Genomic DNA, 18,713 nt, shown 5'->3' with positions numbered 1-18,713 from the left:
TCAAATGGACTTGTGGCGATGAGGCAGTCGGGCATGGATCTGGACTTCGGCTACCTGATGAGGCTTGCTTCCCGGTGAATGGCGTGGACGAGCATCGAAGCTGGACAATGTCCCAGGTGAAGTCGAAAGACACGACCCCGGAGATCGTCGTCAGGCGCCTGCTGCACTCGATGGGCTATCGATATCGGCTCCATGGCGCGCAGCTTCCGGGCAAGCCCGACCTCGTGTTCTCCGGGCGCAAGAAGGTACTCTTCGTCCACGGATGCTTCTGGCATGGGCACGACTGTAAGCGGGGCGCCAGGATCCCGGCGACACGTCAGGAATACTGGCTCGCGAAGGTCGCCCGCAACCGGGAACGGGATGTCCGGAACGTGTCCAGCCTCGTACAAGCGGGGTGGAGTGTGATGACTGTGTGGGAATGCGAGCTGAAGGCCGGCCTTGCGCTGGAGGAGAGACTTCGCTCTTTCCTCGGTGAACGGTCGCGGAGGATTGGAAGCGCGGCAGCCACAGAGCATGTATTCGGCAGAGGACCGGAATAAACCTCTGGAAAGAGAACAAATCGTAAACTAATAGGGTTCTATTCTCATCCGGCTGTTGATAACCTATGAAAAAGAAATCGGGAGCGATCATGTCCAAGCCAACGTTTTACGAGTTCTTCGCCGGCGCCGGGATGGCGCGTGCTGGCCTCGGAAAGGGCTGGGAATGCGTCTTCGCTAATGATTTCGACCGGAAGAAGGGACTGACCTACCAGTTGAACTGGGGGCTCGGTGGCGAGCTCGAAGTCGGCGACATTCGTAAGGTCACTATCGACAAGCTTCCGGGCGTGGCCGACCTCGTATGGGGCTCGTTCCCCTGCCAGGACCTGTCGCTGGCTGGTGGCGGCGCGGGTCTCAAGGGCGAGCGCTCAGGAACGTTCTATCCCTTCTGGGACATCATCCGCGACCTCCGGGAGGACGGCCGCGCGCCCCACGTCATCGCTCTGGAAAACGTCAACGGCGCCCTGACCTCGCACGGCGGTAAGGACTTCGCCGCAATCTGCGAGACCTTCACGAAACACGGCTATCGCTACGGCGCGCTCGTCATCGATGCCGCCGTTTTCGTTCCCCAGTCGCGTCCGCGGCTCTTCGTGGTCGGAGTCCGAGACGACATCGAAATCGATCCTGCTCTCGTGGCGCCGGGAGCGACGATGCCGTTCCATACGCGTGGCCTCCGCAACGCCGTCGAGCGCGTTCCTGCGAAAGCGATGGAGAACTGGGTGTGGTGGAATCTGTCGATGCCCGCCATGAGAACGAGTACGTTTGCCGACATCATCGAAGAGAATCCGGCCTCGGTGGAGTGGCACACGCAGGCCGAGACGGCGAAGCTGCTTGACTCGATGTCTTCCATCAACCGCGCCAAGGTCGAGGCTGCCAAACGGGCTGGACGGCGGATGGTCGGAGGCATCTACAAGAGGACTCGTCAGGATGCCGAAGGTCGGGGCGTGCGCGCCGAAGTGCGCTTCGATGACGTTGCCGGCTGTCTTCGTACGCCTGCTGGAGGCTCGTCGCGCCAGACCATCATCGTCGTTGACGGCAACGTGGTGCGCAGCCGCCTGATCTCCACGCGGGAGACAGCCCGCCTCATGGGGCTTCCGGATTCGTACAAGCTGCCGAAACCGTACAACGAAGCGTATCATCTCATGGGCGACGGCGTCGCCGTGCCCGTGGTTCGCTTTCTTGCTCATCATTTGCTGGAGCCACTCGCGGGTGTAGCAACGTCGGTCGAATCAACCGACGGGATCAATGTGGCATGACGGCAGAGTCGCCGATTCCTTGCATAGCGAACGCGGATCTGCGGAGGCAGATCGAGACGTTCGCGGAAGTTCTGAAGACCGAATCCCACAAGCTCGGGGACCACGGACTGGACGAGAAAGAGTTTTACAACAGCGGTCTCTTCCGCGGTGCCGTCGAGCGGGTGCGAGGACAGTTCTCCGCGACGATGTCCGAGAAGAGGGAGTTCGTCCGACACGTCCTGAACCACATGCAGGACCAGGGCGCCATCGCCGAATGGCAATCTGCCGGCGAAGCGAACAGGCACGACTACGTCGTCGAGTTGTTGGACGGCAGGAAGGCGGCCATCGAGCTGAAGGGCTGTCTCGACGGCAACAACACCAACATCTTCGACAGGCCGCCCCACGTACAGGAATTCATCATCTGGTCGGTGTGCTCGAACCCCGGCGCTTCGCCGCCGCACAATGCATGGTCGGGAATCCACACGCGGCTCTCGGCCGAAATTATATCCCGGAGCCAGCGCGTCGACGGGCTGATCATCTGGGATTGGGCGTGCGGAACAATCGGCCGTCCATGCCCCAAGGTCGCCGCCGGCGCAGCGCCGGTCACGACCATTGGACCCTACGAACTGCCTCCACCGTGCATCTACCTGTTTCCCGGCACGATCCCGGCACCGCGAAACAATCCCTCTCCTCCGCCTCAGACGATCGATCAGGTTGGCATCCTCAAGGCATTCCACTCATGCTTCGGCGGGAACGATCACCACCTGCATCAGGTGGGTTTTACCGTCGAGTATCAAGGGGTCGAGACAGTCAGGACGACGACTATCACCCGCGACGGCAACGTCGTGAAGCAGTCGGCGCCGTCTCCGATCAAGAGAACATAAGAAGCGCTGTTGCCGGCATCATTCATCCGTTTCCCCAGTTTCTTCGTCCTCGTGGCCCTCTTCGACCCCAGCCTCGCCGCCTAAAGCGAAAAAGCGTTGCTCCGCCAGCCAGCGCATCCGGCTCGCCTGAGCCAGCAGGACGCGCCTCAGTCCCAGTCCTTTGAGCTCCCGTTCCGAAATAACCTGAGCGAGTTTGGAGACGGTAAGGGCCCGACGCGCCAGCCTGATATCGGGATGGCCGCGCAGGTCACGGATCTGCTCATTGAGGATCGTGCCTCTGAACGAAGCCGGTTCCTCGATCTCGACCTTCGGAGCGGGCGGGTCTTTTTCGTTGAGGATTACCTTGAAACGGCTCTGCTGGCGGAGACGCGTGAAGATCATGTGCTCCAACGCGTTCAGATGGTCGTTCGCCTCCTTGTACTTCGGGTGCTTGCTGCCGACACCCTGGAACTCGGGAAGCGGCCAGACTTCGATCTCAGCTACCTCGAATGGATCAAGAACGGACATAGCGACCGCATCGGTCCGCTGGTTCGTCAGATGGCGGCCGACGCGGCCCGAGAGCTTCTCTTTCGTCTGCCCTACGTAGATCGGTTCGCCATCGTAATCATAGAACGCGTACACGCCCCATTTGAATCCGCCGACAGCGCGCCTGAGGCCCGCTTCGTCTTCATGAAACGTTTCGCGGAAGAACTTCCGGATGCCCTTGCGTAGCTCTTCGGTCTCCATCGGCGGCTTCTTCGTCGCCGTGATGTCGACGCCGCCTGCAGCTTTCGATGGTTTGCTTCCTGTTGCGGAGTTTGCAGGCACGAACGCTTCCCCTCATAGAATCATCGGTTGCGGTGAAGGCTATCATTCGGTTTCGAGGAGATCGATCGTGCTTTCCCTATAACCCGGTGCAGACCGACGAGCGAACGCTGCAGCTCGGTACGGTCGGTTCGGCTCGGAGTTAGGCTTGATATCGGCCGGCGCCGAAGAACATCTTGATCCTCTCCCAACGGAGCTGCCATCCGTTGAGCGTGGCGAGGTACTCGGACTGCTTCCTCCGGCATTCGTCGAAGTAGTTCTCGCTGTCGAGAACGGCATCCTCGAGCTTCGCAAGGTTGAGATAGCGACCGTGTTTGTCGCTCCAGACGGAGACCATTGTTTCCTCGGATGGTGTGAGTGGCTGCCGGTCCATGCCGGTCGGCCGGCTGTATGTCGACTCGCGGCGTCGAAATCACGAAGGATTCGTGGCCGAAGGTTAATGGAATCCCGAAGACACGGCGTCGCTTGCCTCCGGTCCGCCGGTGACTCACCATTCTCCCGTCGAGAACAAAAGAAGACGGAGGACGACATGCCGAAACTGAAGTGGGAGAAGGGGAGAACGAGCTGATCCTGAAGATGCTGAAGGACGGCCGGCAGCCGGCGGAAATTCTCGAGCATCTACCCGACCGCACATTCGGTGCGCCGCAGACTTACATGACGCGTGAGGGTCTTTTTCATCTTGCTCCACCGCCTCCTGTTCGTTCGAAGGAACGGAGCACGACGGCCGGTATTCGCAGGTGCATGTGCTTCCGAAGGAACTTTGGTTCAGAATGGGTGGGGAGCCACATTTGCGGGCAGTGCAAGGAGACGAGCGAGTGCAGAGCTGCTTAACCGGCCTTTTACCCACCGTCTTGACGCCGGCGTCTCGGGCTCTCTGGTAACTTTTCCCTGGATCTTTTCCGATCGGATGTCGGTCGAACAACAGGGAGACGTATCGATGTTTGATTCCCGAAACCCCGCAGGCGTCGCCGCTCTTCAGCTCGGCCTCATCTCCACCGTCATCGCGACGACGATGACCGATGCCCTCGCCGCCGGCTTCCAGGCCGCCGACGAGCGTCGCGAATGCCGGGCGGCATACAAGTACGCCTGCGAGTTGGAGGAGGCGCGCGGGAGAGCCGACGATCTTGGACGTGTCGCTGTCCGCGCCGTCCGTCACGTTGCGTCCCTCGAAGCAGAGGTTCGACATCTCCGGAACGCCCTGCAGCAGCGCCAGGACCTCATCGACGGCATCAAGTCCGGCAAGATCGCGGTCGCACGATGACGACGGACGAGGAAAAGCAACTCTACGATCGCTTCAGCGACATACTTCACGAGATCCCCGGCCTGGACGAGGCGATCCTTCGGTTCGAGAAGAGCATGCGTCCTGAGCGCGAAAACGCCGCCCAGAGGCGGCCTCTGCAGTCTATCGGCGTGCGTATGTCAGCGACGGCGTCTCGTCGTCTTCGACCCGCCAACGACGAGCTTGCTGCCGACGCATGAACGCGTGCGACACGACCTCCTCCTTCGACGGCTCCGGAGCTTCCGGGGCCTTCTTCTTTGTCCGTGGGAACTTGCCGCCGCCCAGGTGCCACTTCGCACAGAGCGATCGATCTCCGGCAAGCCGAAGCAGGTCGAGGTCCGACATGAGCATCAGCGCGTGCCGCTGCGGCTCGGGAAGAATTCCGAGATCGATTTCCGTGCGAACGCGGGCGTCGGCATGTGCGTACCCCCAGATCAGAGCCACCCGCGTCTCAAGGTCGTCTGGCTCTGCTATGCTGGCGCGATCTCTGGCGTTCTGGAGTTCCTGCTGAACATCCTCCGTCGACAGGTTGTCGTGCTTCGCCTGGGGCACCGGCGGGTAATGCCCGAAGAGGCGAAGAACGCCCCATACGAGCCCGTTGAACGTGTTCCAGAACCCCCACCAAATCGATCTCAGAAAATTCAGCATATTCGTCCTCCCTCCGTGTTGTCTCGAGAAGGATGTCCGTCGGCATGGCAAGTAGCAACGACATTGCGGCAGCTCTGCTCGGGACCGTGCAGGATGCGAGCCAGCGAATATCGCAGGTAGACGATGCGGGGCTGCGAAAATCAAAGCCCCGGTGATTTCTCACTGGGGGCTTACGCTAATCGCTGATCTTGTGCTGGAAGTGGAAGGGAGGAAACCGGTTGCGATAGCCTTGCTGAGGTCGAAGCCGATGGGTTGCAGGCTCCGGCTGCGATGCCGAAGGCTCTGGATTCCTGCCCAGCCTGTTCCGGATCGCGTCCTCCGACTTCTTTCGCGAGAGAGCCGGGCAGATCGACGAGTAGTCCCGCGGGAGGTCGAAAACGCGGAGACAGTCCTGCCAAGACATCCAGTGCTGCTGGCGGAGCCACCGCTTGAGGCCTCTGCCGCTTTTCGCCGTCGGCGACACAGACGAGGTGATCTTCCTGGATCGCATCCTGCGGTCGCAGAACGGTGCCGACTTGAACACAGCTTTGAGCACAGCCTCCCCTTGAGCAGGCAGAGTTGCATCGATGATGCTTTTGCCGTGGAATTATTCGGACGAACAAACGGATGAAGTCTGCTGTCGGCCCATTGCGGTCATCACGGGTCGAAGGGATAAGGGCAGCTTCGCGCCTCCAAATCGGTCGTTGAGGCCGTCTTGGCACCTACCTGAAAGCGGACATCGTCGTGGCAGCGGCGTCACTTCACTGGTGCGCCTCGGCATAACTAGCCGATTTTCAAGAAGGTCATTCCAGCTCGCATAGCACCCTTGCCGTCAGTCTCCGGGTTGTCTCCGACCATCAATGTACGGTTTGGAGAGGTGCCGAGCAATTGGGCCCCGGCAAGGAAAATGCCGGGTTCGGGCTTTCCGACTATTTGGTGAGGGACCGGCCCAGTGCAGGCCAGAATTGCTGCCACAAGCGCTCCAGTCTCGGGAACAATGCTCCCACCTCGGCCAGGATGAGTGCGGTCCGGATTACAAACGACGAGTTGCGCACCGGCCAGTACGGAATTGGCTGCCGATTGGATTGTATCATATGAAAACGTCCGGTCGCGGCCGATCAGGACGACATCTGGCCGTTCCCGAGATATGTTTAAACCGAGGCTTCGCGCATACTCTTGAAGTGACTCGCTTGCCGCCATGGCAATCTGCGCCCCTGGCATTTTCTCCGCCACCATCCGGATCGCCGCCATCCCAGCGGTTACAATTCTTTCTTCAGCCACGGCAAATCCGAGCTGGTCCATCAGAATTGCGATTTCGAAAGCAGTGTGCTCGGCGTCATTGGTGACGATCGCGAAATTTCCTCGGCTAGCATCAATGAGATCGTGCGCCCACGGGAGGGCTTGGCCTCCGCTGATGAGCGTCCCGTCCAGATCGAACAGGACACCGTCTACGTTTAGAAAATCATCCATTCCGTGCGCTCAGGCAATGGAGACCCAGCGCAGGAGCTTCTCCCTGCGTTCGGGTATCGTGGAAATTGAAGATCATGCCAGACCTACTCCGCTGGAAAACCGAGTGCGTAGTCGCGGCCCTTGATTTCATAGCCGTCGAGCGGGAAGCGCCGCGACTCTTCAAGGAAGTAATTCAGATGCACCACGACACTGTCTGCGTTGATTGAGACTACAGAATAGGCTGGCGGTTCGTGGCTGCCGGGGATGTCTTCGCCATGCGGTGACAGTTCCAGCGGCACCTGGTGGTTGAGGCCTGGAATGAGGGAAAACGAGATGCCGTGCCAGTTGCCAGAAATCGGGCGATGGACATGCCCCAGGAAGATGTGGCGGATGCGATGCGAATGCGGCTGAAGCACCTGCCAGAGGGCGTCGGCATCCTGCTGCGTGATCGCGTCCATAGACGAGATGCCGGTCAGGATGGGCGGATGATGCATGAACATAAGGATAGGCTCGTTGCTCTGGGCGAGCTCCTCGGCAAGCCATGTCAGCCGTGTTTGGCAATAGGCTCCCGCATGACTGCCTTCCTGCTTGGTATCGAGAAACACCAGCCTATGACCGCCTTCGATGCGGCTACTCTGGACGAAGCCGTTGCCATCATCCATCGCCTCGGGAAACACGGTTCGCAACGAGGCCCTGTCGTCATGGTTGCCGACCATCATCACCACAGGGACCTTGAGGAGATCGATACGCTGGCGAAGTGCCTGATAGGCTGGAACCTCGCCCCAGTGAGCCAGATCGCCAGTGATGACCATGAGATCGGCGTCGGAATGGTCCGCATGGATGCTGACAATCGCTGCATCGAACCGCGCGCACGGGTCGAGCCCGTACAAGGTTGCCGGCTGCGGCACGAGGTGGATATCAGTGACATGAACGATCTTCATGGTGACCTTCCTGATGGTGAGGCTACGTGGCCGATTGGCCACGTAGCGGGAGGTTGGCAGATCAGCGACGCGGCAGGAGAGCCTGGGTGTCTGCTGCCATGTCGGCGAGAACCGCCTCGGCTTCCTCGGCGCGACTGCCGTCCATGACCGACTGCAACCGGTCCTTGATCACGTCTGTGATCTTTAGGCCGTTATCGCCGGGAAACGCGTACCAGCCGGTCAGATAGGGTAGCTGGGAAAGAGCAACCGCCTGGTTCGGGTTCTCGGCATAGAAATCTTTCAGGAGGTCGGCCGCCTTGGTGTTCGGCGCCATGTACCCGGTGGTCTTGACCATGATTGCGCCACCTTCGGGGCCCGTCGCGAACTTCAGGAATTCCCATGCTGCCTTCTGCTTGTCCTTGTCTTTGGCCGTGATTATCGCGACATTGCCGCCGGCCGGCAGACGCGAGACGCCTTCTTTCAGATCCGGATAGTTGCCGGTCTTTAGTTCGAACTTGCCGCCGATCTGCTTGGTGACGGCATTGACGCGAGCCGTTGTGGTTACCATCATACCGATTTTGCCGGCGGAGAAAGCCGCCAGCATCTCGTTCGGCGTCATGTTCGGCGACTGCGCCTCGATCACGAGACGTGCCAGTGTGCCGATCGCTTGTTTGCCGGCCTCGCCGTCGAAGGCGACCTTGGTTTCGTCCTCATTGAGCATCGTGCCCCCATTTGCAAACACCAGCGCCTGCCACAGCCAGTTTCCGGTGATCGCCCATTCGGTTTCGATACCGTCAGCCTCGCCCTGAGCCTCGATCTTCTTGGCGAGCGCGATGATATCGTTCCAAGTCTTGGGAAGGCTGTTTTCGTCGAGACCGGCCTTCTTCACGAGATCCATATTGTAATAGACGATCGGCAGTGAGATGGCATAGGGAAGGCCGTAAACCTTGCCGTCGACGGCGCCGGCCTGGCGCATGCCGTCATGATAGCCGGCGGCGTCGAAGTCCGTTTCGTTGGCGATGAAATCATCGAGCGGAACGGCGATTTCCTTGTCAGCAAGAACGCGTACGCGATTGAGGCCTTGGAAGGTGACGTCCGGTACATTACCGGTGATGCCTTCGCGCAGCACGCGCTGGGCGGCGTCCTCATAATCCTTGTAGGGCGTGCGGAACTCAACCTTGATGTCGGGATGCTTCTTGCTGAAGGCTTCCAGCATCTCCTTCTGGGTCGTGTCGAACAGTTCCGGATAGGCGTACTGCACGGTGATCGTAGTAGTATCGGCCATCGCTGCGGATGCCATCAGGGACAGGGCTGCGGCGGTCAGGATCGTTCTCATGGACAAGTCTCCGGTGGTTGGGGGGGTGAGAGGACTGCTACTTGATGCCGGTGAAGGCGATGCCTTCGATGAACCGTCGTTGCGCCAGCAGGAAGAGGCAAAGAAGCGGGGCAACAATGATGGTCGCGGCCGCCATCAGCGGGCCAAAGTCATTTCCGGCCTCGGCATTGCGGAAGGCCATGACGCCGAGCGGCGGCGTGAAGTACTTGTCGCTTGATACGGCGACCAGAGGCCAGAAATAATCGTTCCAGTGAGTGACGATCGAGAAGACGCCGAAGGCCGTGAGCGCCGGGATGGCGGCCGGCAGCATGACCCGCCAAACGATCGACAATTCAGACATGCCATCCATACGGGCCGCATCGACCAGATCATCCGGAACGCCCATGAAGAACTGCCGCATCAGGAAGATGCCGAACACTGAAATCGTGAAGGGCAACACCAGCGCGCTGTAGCTGTCGAGCAGGCCGACGTAGTACAGTAGGATGAACAGCGGCACAGCAATTGCCTGATAGGGGATCAGCAAGCAGAAGAGCACGAAACCGAAGGCTAGACGGCGACCGAAAAAATGCAGTTTGGCCAGTGCATAGGCTGCCGGCAGCGTGACGAGCACCTGCAGGAAAAAGATCGCTGCCGTAACGACGACGCCGTTCATGAGATAGAGCATCAGCGGGGCTGCTGAAAATGCTTCCGTATAATTCTCGATGACGGCGAGTTTTTGCGGCCACCAGCGCAACGTTTCGGAAAAGATCTCGTCGGCTGGCTTGATCGAGGTCGAAACCATCACGGCGAAGGGCAGAAGGGCAAAGGCAGCAATCAAGAGCAGTGCTGTGTGGCGAAGCGCCGAGCTTACAAAGGAACGAGCCGTCATGCGCCTTCTCCATTCTTCTTGAGGGATACGAAGCGCAGCAGGCTGACGCTGACGACGAGCAGGATGAAGACAATCGTGATCGCCGCCGCGTGACTGCTGCGGAAGAACTCGAAGCCTTCGGCATAGATCGTGTAGAGCAGCACTTCGGTCGCCTTGTTCGGCCCTCCTTGAGTGAGTGCATGAACCGTGTCGAAGACCTGGAAAGAGCGGATGGCGGAGGTGATGGCGACGAAAACGGCGACAGGTGCCAGCAGTGGCCAGGTGATCAGCCTGAACCGCTCCCAGGCATGCGGTGTGCCGTCTAGCTCGGCTGCGTCGTATAGATCGCGCGGGATGGCAGAAAGACCGGCCATGAAGAGCACCATGTTGAAGCCGAAGCTTTGCCAGATGCCGATGACCGCGAGCACGTAGAGTGCGATGTCGCCATCCTTGAGCCAGTTGTGCGAGGCAAATCCCAGGGCCTTCGCCGTCGTGTTGACGATGCCAAAGCTCGGGTGCAGCATGAACTCCCAGACGATGGCCATGGCAAGCAGGCTCGCCATCACCGGCATGAAAAAGGCGGTGCGATAGAAGGATCGTAACGAGGTTCCTGCGTCGATCAGAAGCGCACTGACCAGGCCTAGCAGCATCGAGCCGGGCACGACGACGGCAGAGTAGATCAGCGTATTGCTCAACGACTTCCAGAAGACCGGGTCATCGATCAGCGCTTGAAAATTTTCGAAACCGATAAATCTCAGCGAGCGATCACCGAGCTGATAGTCGGTAAAGGCCAGCACAAGAATCGAGGAGAGCGGCGCAATCAGGAAGATGATTGCCAAGATGGACGCCGGCGCGATGAGGGCAAGGCCTGCTCGGTTTTGGCTGGCGGAAAGGCTCATAGGGGAGCCTCCAGTCGGTAGCTGCCTTCTATTCGCCGGTTGTCTGTGCCGAAGACATGCAGGCGCGCTTCATCCATCACGATCCCCACTTTGTCGCCGATGGCTGGGCGGATGCCGCCCGGATCGCAGCGCACAACGACGAGGTTGCCGCCAGCGGTCATGACTTGGACGAAGAGGTCGGCGCCGAGATTTTCGATGTGGTGGATAACGCCGGCAAGCGGTGCGTTGGCTATGCCTGCTAGTCGAGCCGCCTCTGGACGAAAAGCCGCCTGCACCCGGTTGTTCGCGGTATCGGCGAAGGTGAAGGATAGGACGTCACCTTCAGTCAGAGCCGCCTGAAGAACGTTGATTTTGGGACTACCTATGAACTCCGCGACGCGAAGATCCAGGGGCATCTGGTAGATCTGGTCAGGCGTATCCACCTGCAGGATTTCGCCACCCATCATCACTGCGATACGATCGGACATGGTCATCGCTTCGGCTTGATCGTGGGTGACATAGATAAAGGTCGAACCCAATTGGCGGTGGAGCGCGGCAATCTCGCCTCTCGCCTGTACCCGCATCTTGGCATCGAGATTCGAGAGCGGCTCGTCCATCAGGAAGGCGCTCGGTTTACGCACCATGGCGCGGGCAAGTGCCACACGCTGGCGCTGGCCGCCTGAAAGTGAAGCAGGCTTGCGGTCCTTTAGCATAGAGATTGATAGGGCATCGCAAACTCTGCCCACTTCCCCTGCGATCTCCTTGCGCTTCGCCTTCGCCGACGGCAGAAGAGTGCCGAGGAGCGACCGCTCAGTGGTGTTCAGGCGGCGCATGACGAGCGGTACGGCGATGTTTTCCGCCACCGTCAGGTGCGGATACAGTGCATAGGACTGGAACACCATGGCGAGGTCGCGGTCGCGTGGCCGGATCCTATCGACAGTTGCACCATCTAGTAGGATGCTGCCCCCGCTCTGCTGTTCGAGGCCGGAAATGATGCGCAATAGAGTGGACTTTCCGCAGCCTGACGGGCCAACCAAGGAAATGAACTCGCCGTCCCGAATATCCAGATCGATCCTTTTCAAAACATGGGTCTCCCCGAATGTCTTAACGACAGATCTGATGTTTACGCTTGCCATGAAGGAAGGCCCAAAAAAATGTGTTCAATGGCTGGCCAGATACTTCATAGATTTTACATTACAATGACGCATTATAAATTCAGGTTATACCGCCCATCAGGTAGACACCTCTCATTTTTCGTGAGGCTCAATGCGTTCCAAGCTTAGCTATGCCCAGTTGCGAGCATTCAATGCGGTTGCAAAGGAAGGCAGTTTCTCGTCTGCCGCGCGTCGCCTCGGCCTCAGTCAGCCTGCCATAACGGCGCAGGTCAAAGCTTTGGAACAGAGCTACGGCGTGCTGTTATTCGAGCGCAGGGGGGACGGTGCAAGGATGACGCCACTCGCCAAGAGCTTGTTTCAGGAGACACAAGAGTTGCATGTTATAGAGGCTGTAGCCGCCGATATCCTGGGTGCATCGAGCGCGTTGAAGACGGGTGAACTCAACATCATGTGCGGCGCTCCGAATCCGGCAATGGCGCTGATTTCCGAGTTCAGGCGCCGTTACCCCGGTGTCCGGGTTACCGCCAATTTTGGTAACTGGCATCGGGTCACGACGGCACTTTATGAGCAACAATGCGACGCGATCATCCTGACAGGCGTACCGGACGACGATAGCCTGACGCGCATTCCGTACATGGAGCAGCGAGCGGTCGCGCTGGTGCCTGCCGGGCACCCGCTGGCAAAGCGAGGCAAGCCCCTTTCGCTGCATGAACTTGCCGATCAGCCACTCATTTTTCGCAACGACCAATCTCTCACGCAATCGGCGCTGAACATGGCAATAAGGAAGTCTGGCGTAAACCTTGAGCCAGCTCTCTCACTCGGCGAGCGTGAGGCGGTCTACGAGGCAGTGCACCAAGGACTGGGAATAGGATTCATGTTCGAACTGGCGGTCAGCCGGGCAGAAAGCAACGTTGTCCGCCTGCCCATAATGGAGCTGAACGACGTTTACGTTGAGCACGTCGCATGCTTGACCCGGAACATGAGACGGCACGAAGTTCGGGCACTGATGGCGCTGGTGGAATAATACCAACCTTCAGTGAATGTGACTCTCGTGGGGATTCCCTGTCAATCGGCGTCGTAACGGGACCCCTTATCGGCTCCCAAAAGGGACCCCTGCCTCTAGTTGCATCGGGTCAGCGCGCGTAGGCCCGGGGCTCTCCATTTAGCGCAAGGGCCTGCGGGCGCGGGTTGTTTGTCTTTTCGGCTTTAGCTTTGAGAGCGGTTTTTAAAGCGCCAGGATTCGTTCCCGGTTTCCACGATCTCGCAATGGTGGGTGAGCCTGTCGAGCAGAGCGGCGGTCATCTTGGCGTCGCCGAATACGGCCGGCCACTCGCCGAAGGCCAGGTTCGTCGTGACGATGATGGACGTCCGCTCGTAGAGCCTGCTGATGAGGTGGAAGAGGAGCTGGCCGCCCGCCTGGGCAAATGGGAGATAGCCCAGTTCGTCCATGATGACGAAGTCGAGCCTGGTGATGAAGTCGGCCAGCCGTCCCTGTTTGCCGCTACGTGCCTCCGTCTCGAGCCGATTGACGAGGTCGACGACGTTGAAGAAGCGGCCGCGTGCGCCATTGCGGATCAGAGCACGAGCAAGGGCGATGGACAGGTGAGACTTTCCCGTGCCGGTTCCGCCGACCAGAACGATATTGTGCTGCTCGGCGAGGAAGGCCCCGGTTGCGAGTTGGCGCACCAGGCCTTCGTTGACCGGCGTGTCGGTGAAGTCGAAGTCGTCGATGTCCTTGGCCAGCGGCAGCTTGGCGACGGTGATCTGGTATTTGATGGAGCGCGCTTGCTTCTCGGCGATCTCCGACTGAAGCAGGTCACCGACGATGCGCGGCGGTTCGTGCTGTCGCTTGATGCCGGAGGCCATGATCTCGTCATAGGCGCTACGCATGCCGAACAGCTTCAGCGTGCCCATCATGTCGAGGATTTGGGATCGTTCCATATCAGCTTGCCCTCCTCAGGCTGTCGTAACGGGCGCAGTCGGCCAGAGGCTCATGGGTCAGGCGAAGCGCATCGGGGATGGAAAGGATGGCGGCCGGCTGCGGATCACGCTTGCGGGCCAGAATGTTGATGATGACGGCGGCCGAGAACACGCCCTGATCGATCGCCTCCTGGCAGGCCGCTTCGACGGCGGGGAGCCCGTCCAGGCCCACGCATTCGAGGATCGACACCATCTGCCGGTCGCCGTCATGCATTGCCTTCAGCCGGCGGCGCACCTTCTCCATGGCGGCGGGCAAAACCCAGTCGTGGAACGGCGCACCGTTGCGCAGTGCTCCCGGTTTGCGGGTCAGGACCGGCACGTAATGCCAGGGATTATAGATCGTCTCGCCACGGCCGAAGCAGCGATCGTGTTGGCCGATTTCCACGCCATCCTGCCGGATGACGATGCGATCTGCATAGGCATGTATCTCGGCAGGGCGGCCGACTGCCGTAGACAGTACCGAGTATTTGTTGTTGTCGAAACGCACGAGGCAGGTCTTGCCGATCGAGGCCTGCACAGCGTGGAAGCCGTCGAATTTGCCGGGATAGCCGACCAGGTGCGGCCGCTCCGCATCGAACACCTCCCAGATCGTGCGCTCCGTCTGATCGACGTGCTTATGAGCGCGGGCGTAACTGATGCACTTGTCCAGCAACCAGCCATTCAGTTCATCGTAGGATTTGAAGCGCAGTCGCGGCGTGAAGAAGCGTTCGCGCACCAGATTGACCTGGTTCTCGACCTGGCCTTTCTCCCACCCCGACGCCGGCGTGCAGGCCACCGGTTCGATCAGGTAATGGCTGCACATCTGTAGGAAGCGGCGATTGTATTGCCGTTCCTTGCCGACGAAGACCGTCTCCACCGCGGTCTTCATATTATCATAGATGCCGCGCGTGCAGGCCCCGCCGAAGAAAGCGAACGCCCTGTCATGGGCGTCGAAGACCATCTCTTGCGTCTCGCGCGGATAGGCTCTCACATACATCATCCGGCTGTGGCAGAGCCGGATATGCGCAACCTTCACCGTCGTCGTCACGCCGTTCAGCACGACAATCTCGTGGCTCCAGTCGAACTGGTAGGCCTCGCCCGGCGCGTAATAGAGCGGCACATAGGCTTGCGCCGTCACGGACCCGCGCTCCTTCGCCCATGTTCGGGCGTAACGCCGGACTGTGTCGTAACCGCCCTCGTAGCCGAGGTCGCGCAAGTCCTCGAATATCCGGATCAGTGTCAGCCGTTCGCGAGAAGATTTGGCCTCATTGGCGAGGAGCATTCCATCGAGCTGACCGCGCCAGGGGCCGAGCTTCGGCTGAGGTTGACGGGTCCGTTCGTATTTGAACTCCGTCTCATCGGTGCGCAAAACCTTCCGCACCACTTTCCGCGATATGCCCAACTCCCGGCAGATCGCCTTGATCGACTTGCCCTGAACATGGGCTAGCCGCCGTATCTTCAGAATTGTTTCCACAATAAGCATCCGAACAAAAAGCCTCCGATGAAACCGGAGGCTGTTGTAACCCCATTGCAAATGGGGGTCCCGTTTGGACGCCGATCACCCCATGTGCGGGGTCCTTATTCCATGCCTAATCACAATGCGCGACGGACTGCACGCCGTCAGCAGATAGACAAACTCGCACAGAAGAAAGCTGCATGAAGCTTATGAACGTATGGCAAGGTACTGCTACATTTCTGTTGGGCGTAGCGGTCGGGGGTGTAGCGATCGCAGCAGATGGTTACCACCCCGCTCCGGTATGCGGCCTTCGGTAAATTCGACCCCACATTTGTCGAAGTCCAGGATGTCGACCGAACTAAGACACCCAGTGTGCAGGGTCGCTCGTTCAACAACGAGTGGACTGCTGTCGGTGTCGCTCCCGGCGACTTCCAGAAGACTGGGCTACGATCACCAACTACCATCGTCTTCAACGGCAAGCCGGTCCAGAACCTGACAGCTCTCATAGACACTGGTGCGGATTAAACTTACGTCGACGAACGGATTCTTATCGGAACCGGTGCCAAGCCCCTCGACGAAGGAATCACGACCGGCGGCCCCAACAGCGCTCCAGTCGTATCAAAGGTGTATGAAGCCGAAGTCTGGCTCCCTGGCGAGAGGCTGTTCCGGACAAAGGTACTTTCCGCACAGTTTGGAAAGCAGGACCAAGTGCTTATCGGCCGGAATTTGCTCGCCCATATGCGGCTTGAATGGGACGGTCCGCGGAACCTTGCGCGGATCGCCTATCCCGAATAACAGAAGACCACGTCTCCGGATATCTCCGGAAACAGCGTGAAACAGCGGGAATCAGGAGCAGTTAGCGGTGACGAGAATCCCAGACTTCTGGGGTTTCTAGCTTAAGACCCCAACCTTCGTAATGATGGGGTCACGTGTTCGAGTCACGTAAGCGGCACCATTTTCAAACAAAAATCCATCCCAAAAAGCACGTCCGTGCTTAAGTGAAACCAAACCGCCCCACACACGTTCTCCGGCTGGTCAACAGTCAACCGGAAAGCCTGTCATCGTGGACGTCATTCGTATTCTCATCGCCATCATCCTGCCGCCGGTTGGTGTATTTCTCCAGGTCGGACTGGGGCTGCACTTCTGGCTCAACATTCTTCTGACGCTGTGCGGTTATGTGCCCGGCATCATACACGCGATCTGGGTGATCGTGCGGAGGTGACGTTCCGCATCGCGTGACGATGGAATGTCCGCAATTTTTTAGCACGTGATTAAATTATCATGTGCTTCTGGAACCGCATCTTCTCCTTCACGTTATGGTGATGACATAGACAAGGAGAAAATCATGAACCAGATCATCTACATCGTCGGCCTCGTCGTTATCGTCCTGGCGATCCTTTCGTTTTTCGGCTTCCGCTGATCACCGTTGTCAATTCCATTGCTAGCGCTTATCCTAGGCGGTAGTGACACAGGACAGCGTTCATGGGTTGCTCCGCTGTCGGGTTTGTTTCGGGATCGCGTTGCTCTGGGAGGTGCACGATGAAGAACGAGAGATGGACAGAGCCTGTTGAGGTCAATCTGGATGCGAACGGCAAAAGTGTCGTCGCCGGCCCATTCGAAGCACTGACATTGTTGACCGAAGGCTGGCCAAATCGGCGCGGATTGAGTTTCGTGAGAGCCAGAAGTGCCTGCCGCGCTGCACTTGACGGGCGAAAATCGCCGGAGGAAGCGCGTAAGTGCTTCACAGATGCGGTTTCCGACATGCAGAAGAACCCACATTAATGCAGAAAAAACGGCTCCTTCGGGAGCCGTTTTTGTCAGGCTTTTCCGGCTGAAGATCAGCTGAAAACGCCACAATGCCCGTTGGCAAGATTATTCGCCTTACATCCAGTAAGGGGCGACGCCGTAATAGTCGTAGACCTTACGATCCCTTGCGTTCAGCAATTCGTCATCATCGAGATTGGCGAAATGCGGGGCATTTTCAATCTGTTCCTTTGTCAGGTCGATGCGGTAGCCGTCGAGCTCTTCGTCGTAATGCAGCTTTTCCCACGGCAGCGGATAGTAATCGTCGCCAATGCCGAGAAAACCGCCGAAGCTCAATACCGCATAGGCAACGCGGCCGCCGCGCTTCTCAAGAATGATGCGCTGGATCGAGCCGATATGCTTGCCGTCGGCGCCGTAAACGCGGGTGCCTTCCACCTTGTCGCTGGCGATGAGGCTGGGCGTGTCCTTCACATAGGGGTCCTGGCCGGCGCGGGGTTCCTGATGCAACATGATAGTTTCCTCCTTGATTTCCTCAATGGGTCACGTCTGTAAACCCGTCGCCGGAGAAATCGTTCCGGTGCGTTTCAGATGCCATCAGGGAATTTTTTGGAGAAAGAACGGAACAAAAGGAAGTTACTGGCGGCTCCTCTGCCAGACCGAGGGGGACACCCCGACCATCTTTCGAAAGACGCGGGAGAAGTGCGCCTGATCGGAAAATCCGGCTGCGATGGCAATGTCGGTAAGCGCCATCTCGGTTCGCATCATCAGATCCTTGACCCGATCAATACGCGCCTGCATCTGCCACTGGTGCGGCGGGACGCCGGTGGAGGCCTTGAAGGCATGGCTGAAATGGGATTGCGACAGGTTTGTAAGTTCCGCAAGTTCCTCCAGACGGATCGACCGAAGGCAATGTTCGCGAATATAATCCGTCGCCGCCCTCAATTGCCAGGCGGCGAGCTTGCTACGCTTTTTGACCGGCTCCCGCCTCACTTTCAGAAAATCCGTCAGCAGCGCCAGCACGAGGCTTTCGCCATAGAGATCGTGCAGCGGATCGGGATTGTCGCATTCGGCAGCGATCAACCGCGCCAGCGCCAGCAGGCGCTCATCCTCGAACATCAGATGCGGGTCGAGCAAACCGTGCGGATCGAAACCCTGCACCAACCGAGCCCCCAGCAGTCCAGCGTCGAAGTGCAGATCGAGGTGGCGGAGGAAGGAAACGTTGCTCAACTCCGCATGCACATCCAGATCGGCAGGCACGAAGGAAATACGGTTCACCTCGGAGGCGGTATACTTTCCGCGGCGGCAGCCGTTCATGACGAACCTGCCATCATCCTTTCCATCCATCTCCAGCAGAAAAACAAAACGCGGGTCCTTGCCGACATAACGTCCACCTGCTTTCGGTGCACAACGCACGTCCCAGAGATCGGCAACGATGCCGTTCCAGACCCTTGAGCGCGGGCCGCCTATAACGGCAAAACCGTCGATCTCATTTTCCATCCGCACGCGGAAAGCCATGGCTTCTCGATCCCGCAGGGCGCGCCCTGGCGCCACTATAACATGATAAGTTTATTCATGTTTATAGTGGCAAACCAATTTTCCCGCAACTGCCGCCTTTGACCAGGCC

21 protein-coding genes are annotated in these 18,713 nt (G+C 58.9%); 8 read left to right on the top strand and 13 right to left on the bottom strand.

Features of this window, described 5'->3' with window-relative positions; translation table 11 throughout:
• Window positions 1-74: 74 nt before the first annotated feature.
• From EGT36_RS08455 to EGT36_RS08445, 3 genes are all read left to right on the top strand, one after another.
• On the top strand, window positions 75-539 hold the full coding sequence (locus tag EGT36_RS08455) for a very short patch repair endonuclease (RefSeq protein WP_198931571.1): 465 nt from the start codon (window positions 75-77) through the stop codon (window positions 537-539).
• Between the two features lie 65 nt (window positions 540-604).
• Window positions 605-1,792, top strand: a complete 1,188-nt coding sequence (locus tag EGT36_RS08450) for a DNA cytosine methyltransferase (protein ID WP_245294840.1) — start codon at window positions 605-607, stop codon at window positions 1,790-1,792.
• Window positions 1,789-2,655, top strand: coding sequence for a hypothetical protein (locus EGT36_RS08445; RefSeq protein WP_075636514.1), 867 nt, complete (start codon window positions 1,789-1,791; stop codon window positions 2,653-2,655). Before EGT36_RS08450 ends, EGT36_RS08445 begins: the two co-directional genes overlap by 4 nt.
• A gap of 18 nt (window positions 2,656-2,673) precedes the next feature.
• On the opposite strand, the gene EGT36_RS08440 is transcribed toward EGT36_RS08445, so the two are convergent.
• Window positions 2,674-3,462 (bottom strand): GIY-YIG nuclease family protein, encoded by a 789-nt coding sequence (locus EGT36_RS08440; protein ID WP_245294841.1) that lies wholly within the window; start codon window positions 3,460-3,462, stop codon window positions 2,674-2,676.
• A 139-nt stretch (window positions 3,463-3,601) separates the two neighbouring features.
• Window positions 3,602-3,832 carry a hypothetical protein gene (locus tag EGT36_RS08435; protein WP_125270243.1) on the bottom strand — a complete coding sequence of 77 codons (231 nt, stop codon included), beginning with the start codon at window positions 3,830-3,832 and terminating at the stop codon, window positions 3,602-3,604.
• Window positions 3,833-4,396: 564 nt separating this feature from the next.
• Here EGT36_RS08435 and EGT36_RS08430 point away from each other — a divergent pair.
• Entirely contained in the window at window positions 4,397-4,720 is a 324-nt protein-coding gene (locus EGT36_RS08430; protein ID WP_125270242.1) for a hypothetical protein, read from the top strand.
• A 141-nt stretch (window positions 4,721-4,861) separates the two neighbouring features.
• On the opposite strand, the gene EGT36_RS08425 is transcribed toward EGT36_RS08430, so the two are convergent.
• From EGT36_RS08425 to EGT36_RS08390, 7 genes are all read right to left on the bottom strand, one after another.
• Complete coding sequence (locus EGT36_RS08425) at window positions 4,862-5,386, bottom strand: hypothetical protein (protein WP_075636518.1); 525 nt, start codon at window positions 5,384-5,386, stop codon at window positions 4,862-4,864.
• 762 nt (window positions 5,387-6,148) lie between these two features.
• Window positions 6,149-6,835 (bottom strand): HAD-IIA family hydrolase, encoded by a 687-nt coding sequence (locus tag EGT36_RS08415; RefSeq protein WP_037093935.1) that lies wholly within the window; start codon window positions 6,833-6,835, stop codon window positions 6,149-6,151.
• Between the two features lie 83 nt (window positions 6,836-6,918).
• Window positions 6,919-7,755, bottom strand: coding sequence for a phosphodiesterase (locus EGT36_RS08410; RefSeq protein WP_037093910.1), 837 nt, complete (start codon window positions 7,753-7,755; stop codon window positions 6,919-6,921).
• A gap of 61 nt (window positions 7,756-7,816) precedes the next feature.
• Window positions 7,817-9,070, bottom strand: a complete 1,254-nt coding sequence (locus tag EGT36_RS08405) for an ABC transporter substrate-binding protein (RefSeq protein ID WP_037093913.1) — start codon at window positions 9,068-9,070, stop codon at window positions 7,817-7,819.
• Between the two features lie 37 nt (window positions 9,071-9,107).
• On the bottom strand, window positions 9,108-9,938 hold the full coding sequence (locus tag EGT36_RS08400; RefSeq protein WP_037093916.1) for a carbohydrate ABC transporter permease: 831 nt from the start codon (window positions 9,936-9,938) through the stop codon (window positions 9,108-9,110).
• A complete protein-coding gene (locus EGT36_RS08395; protein ID WP_037093917.1) occupies window positions 9,935-10,816 on the bottom strand; it encodes a carbohydrate ABC transporter permease in 882 nt (293 codons plus the stop codon). Before EGT36_RS08395 ends, EGT36_RS08400 begins: the two co-directional genes overlap by 4 nt.
• Entirely contained in the window at window positions 10,813-11,877 is a 1,065-nt protein-coding gene (locus EGT36_RS08390; protein ID WP_333630014.1) for an ABC transporter ATP-binding protein, read from the bottom strand. Before EGT36_RS08390 ends, EGT36_RS08395 begins: the two co-directional genes overlap by 4 nt.
• Window positions 11,878-12,061: 184 nt before the next feature.
• On the opposite strand from EGT36_RS08390, the gene EGT36_RS08385 reads away from it, so the two are divergent.
• On the top strand, window positions 12,062-12,934 hold the full coding sequence (locus tag EGT36_RS08385; protein WP_052114314.1) for a LysR substrate-binding domain-containing protein: 873 nt from the start codon (window positions 12,062-12,064) through the stop codon (window positions 12,932-12,934).
• Window positions 12,935-13,116: 182 nt separating this feature from the next.
• On the opposite strand, the gene istB is transcribed toward EGT36_RS08385, so the two are convergent.
• Together istB and istA are read right to left on the bottom strand one after the other, a co-directional pair.
• Window positions 13,117-13,851: an IS21-like element helper ATPase IstB gene (gene istB, locus EGT36_RS08380; RefSeq protein WP_003501246.1), complete on the bottom strand. Its 735-nt coding sequence runs from the start codon at window positions 13,849-13,851 to the stop codon at window positions 13,117-13,119.
• A gap of 1 nt (window position 13,852) precedes the next feature.
• Complete coding sequence (gene istA, locus EGT36_RS08375) at window positions 13,853-15,352, bottom strand: IS21 family transposase (RefSeq protein ID WP_052821263.1); 1,500 nt, start codon at window positions 15,350-15,352, stop codon at window positions 13,853-13,855.
• Window positions 15,353-15,604: 252 nt separating this feature from the next.
• Between istA and EGT36_RS08370 the strand changes: the two genes are divergently transcribed.
• The 3 genes from EGT36_RS08370 (at window position 15,605) to EGT36_RS08360 (ending at window position 17,107) form a co-directional block, all read left to right on the top strand.
• A complete protein-coding gene (locus tag EGT36_RS08370; RefSeq protein ID WP_125270241.1) occupies window positions 15,605-15,850 on the top strand; it encodes a hypothetical protein in 246 nt (81 codons plus the stop codon).
• 538 nt (window positions 15,851-16,388) lie between these two features.
• A complete protein-coding gene (locus EGT36_RS08365; protein WP_004439740.1) occupies window positions 16,389-16,547 on the top strand; it encodes a YqaE/Pmp3 family membrane protein in 159 nt (52 codons plus the stop codon).
• A gap of 317 nt (window positions 16,548-16,864) precedes the next feature.
• Window positions 16,865-17,107 carry a DUF982 domain-containing protein gene (locus EGT36_RS08360; RefSeq protein ID WP_006698942.1) on the top strand — a complete coding sequence of 81 codons (243 nt, stop codon included), beginning with the start codon at window positions 16,865-16,867 and terminating at the stop codon, window positions 17,105-17,107.
• Between the two features lie 99 nt (window positions 17,108-17,206).
• On the opposite strand, the gene EGT36_RS08355 is transcribed toward EGT36_RS08360, so the two are convergent.
• A complete protein-coding gene (locus EGT36_RS08355; RefSeq protein WP_004439734.1) occupies window positions 17,207-17,599 on the bottom strand; it encodes a PRC-barrel domain-containing protein in 393 nt (130 codons plus the stop codon).
• A 123-nt stretch (window positions 17,600-17,722) separates the two neighbouring features.
• The gene (locus EGT36_RS08350) at window positions 17,723-18,604 is read right to left on the bottom strand and encodes a helix-turn-helix domain-containing protein (RefSeq protein ID WP_037089359.1); all 882 of its coding nucleotides are present in this window, start codon (window positions 18,602-18,604) and stop codon (window positions 17,723-17,725) included.
• Window positions 18,605-18,713: the final 109 nt, after the last annotated feature.

This window comes from Agrobacterium sp. FDAARGOS_525 (assembly GCF_003938925.1).
Lineage (GTDB): Bacteria > Pseudomonadota > Alphaproteobacteria > Rhizobiales > Rhizobiaceae > Agrobacterium > Agrobacterium pusense.
Note: the sequence above shows the minus strand (reverse complement) of the source record. Positions and strands in the feature narration are given on the sequence as shown.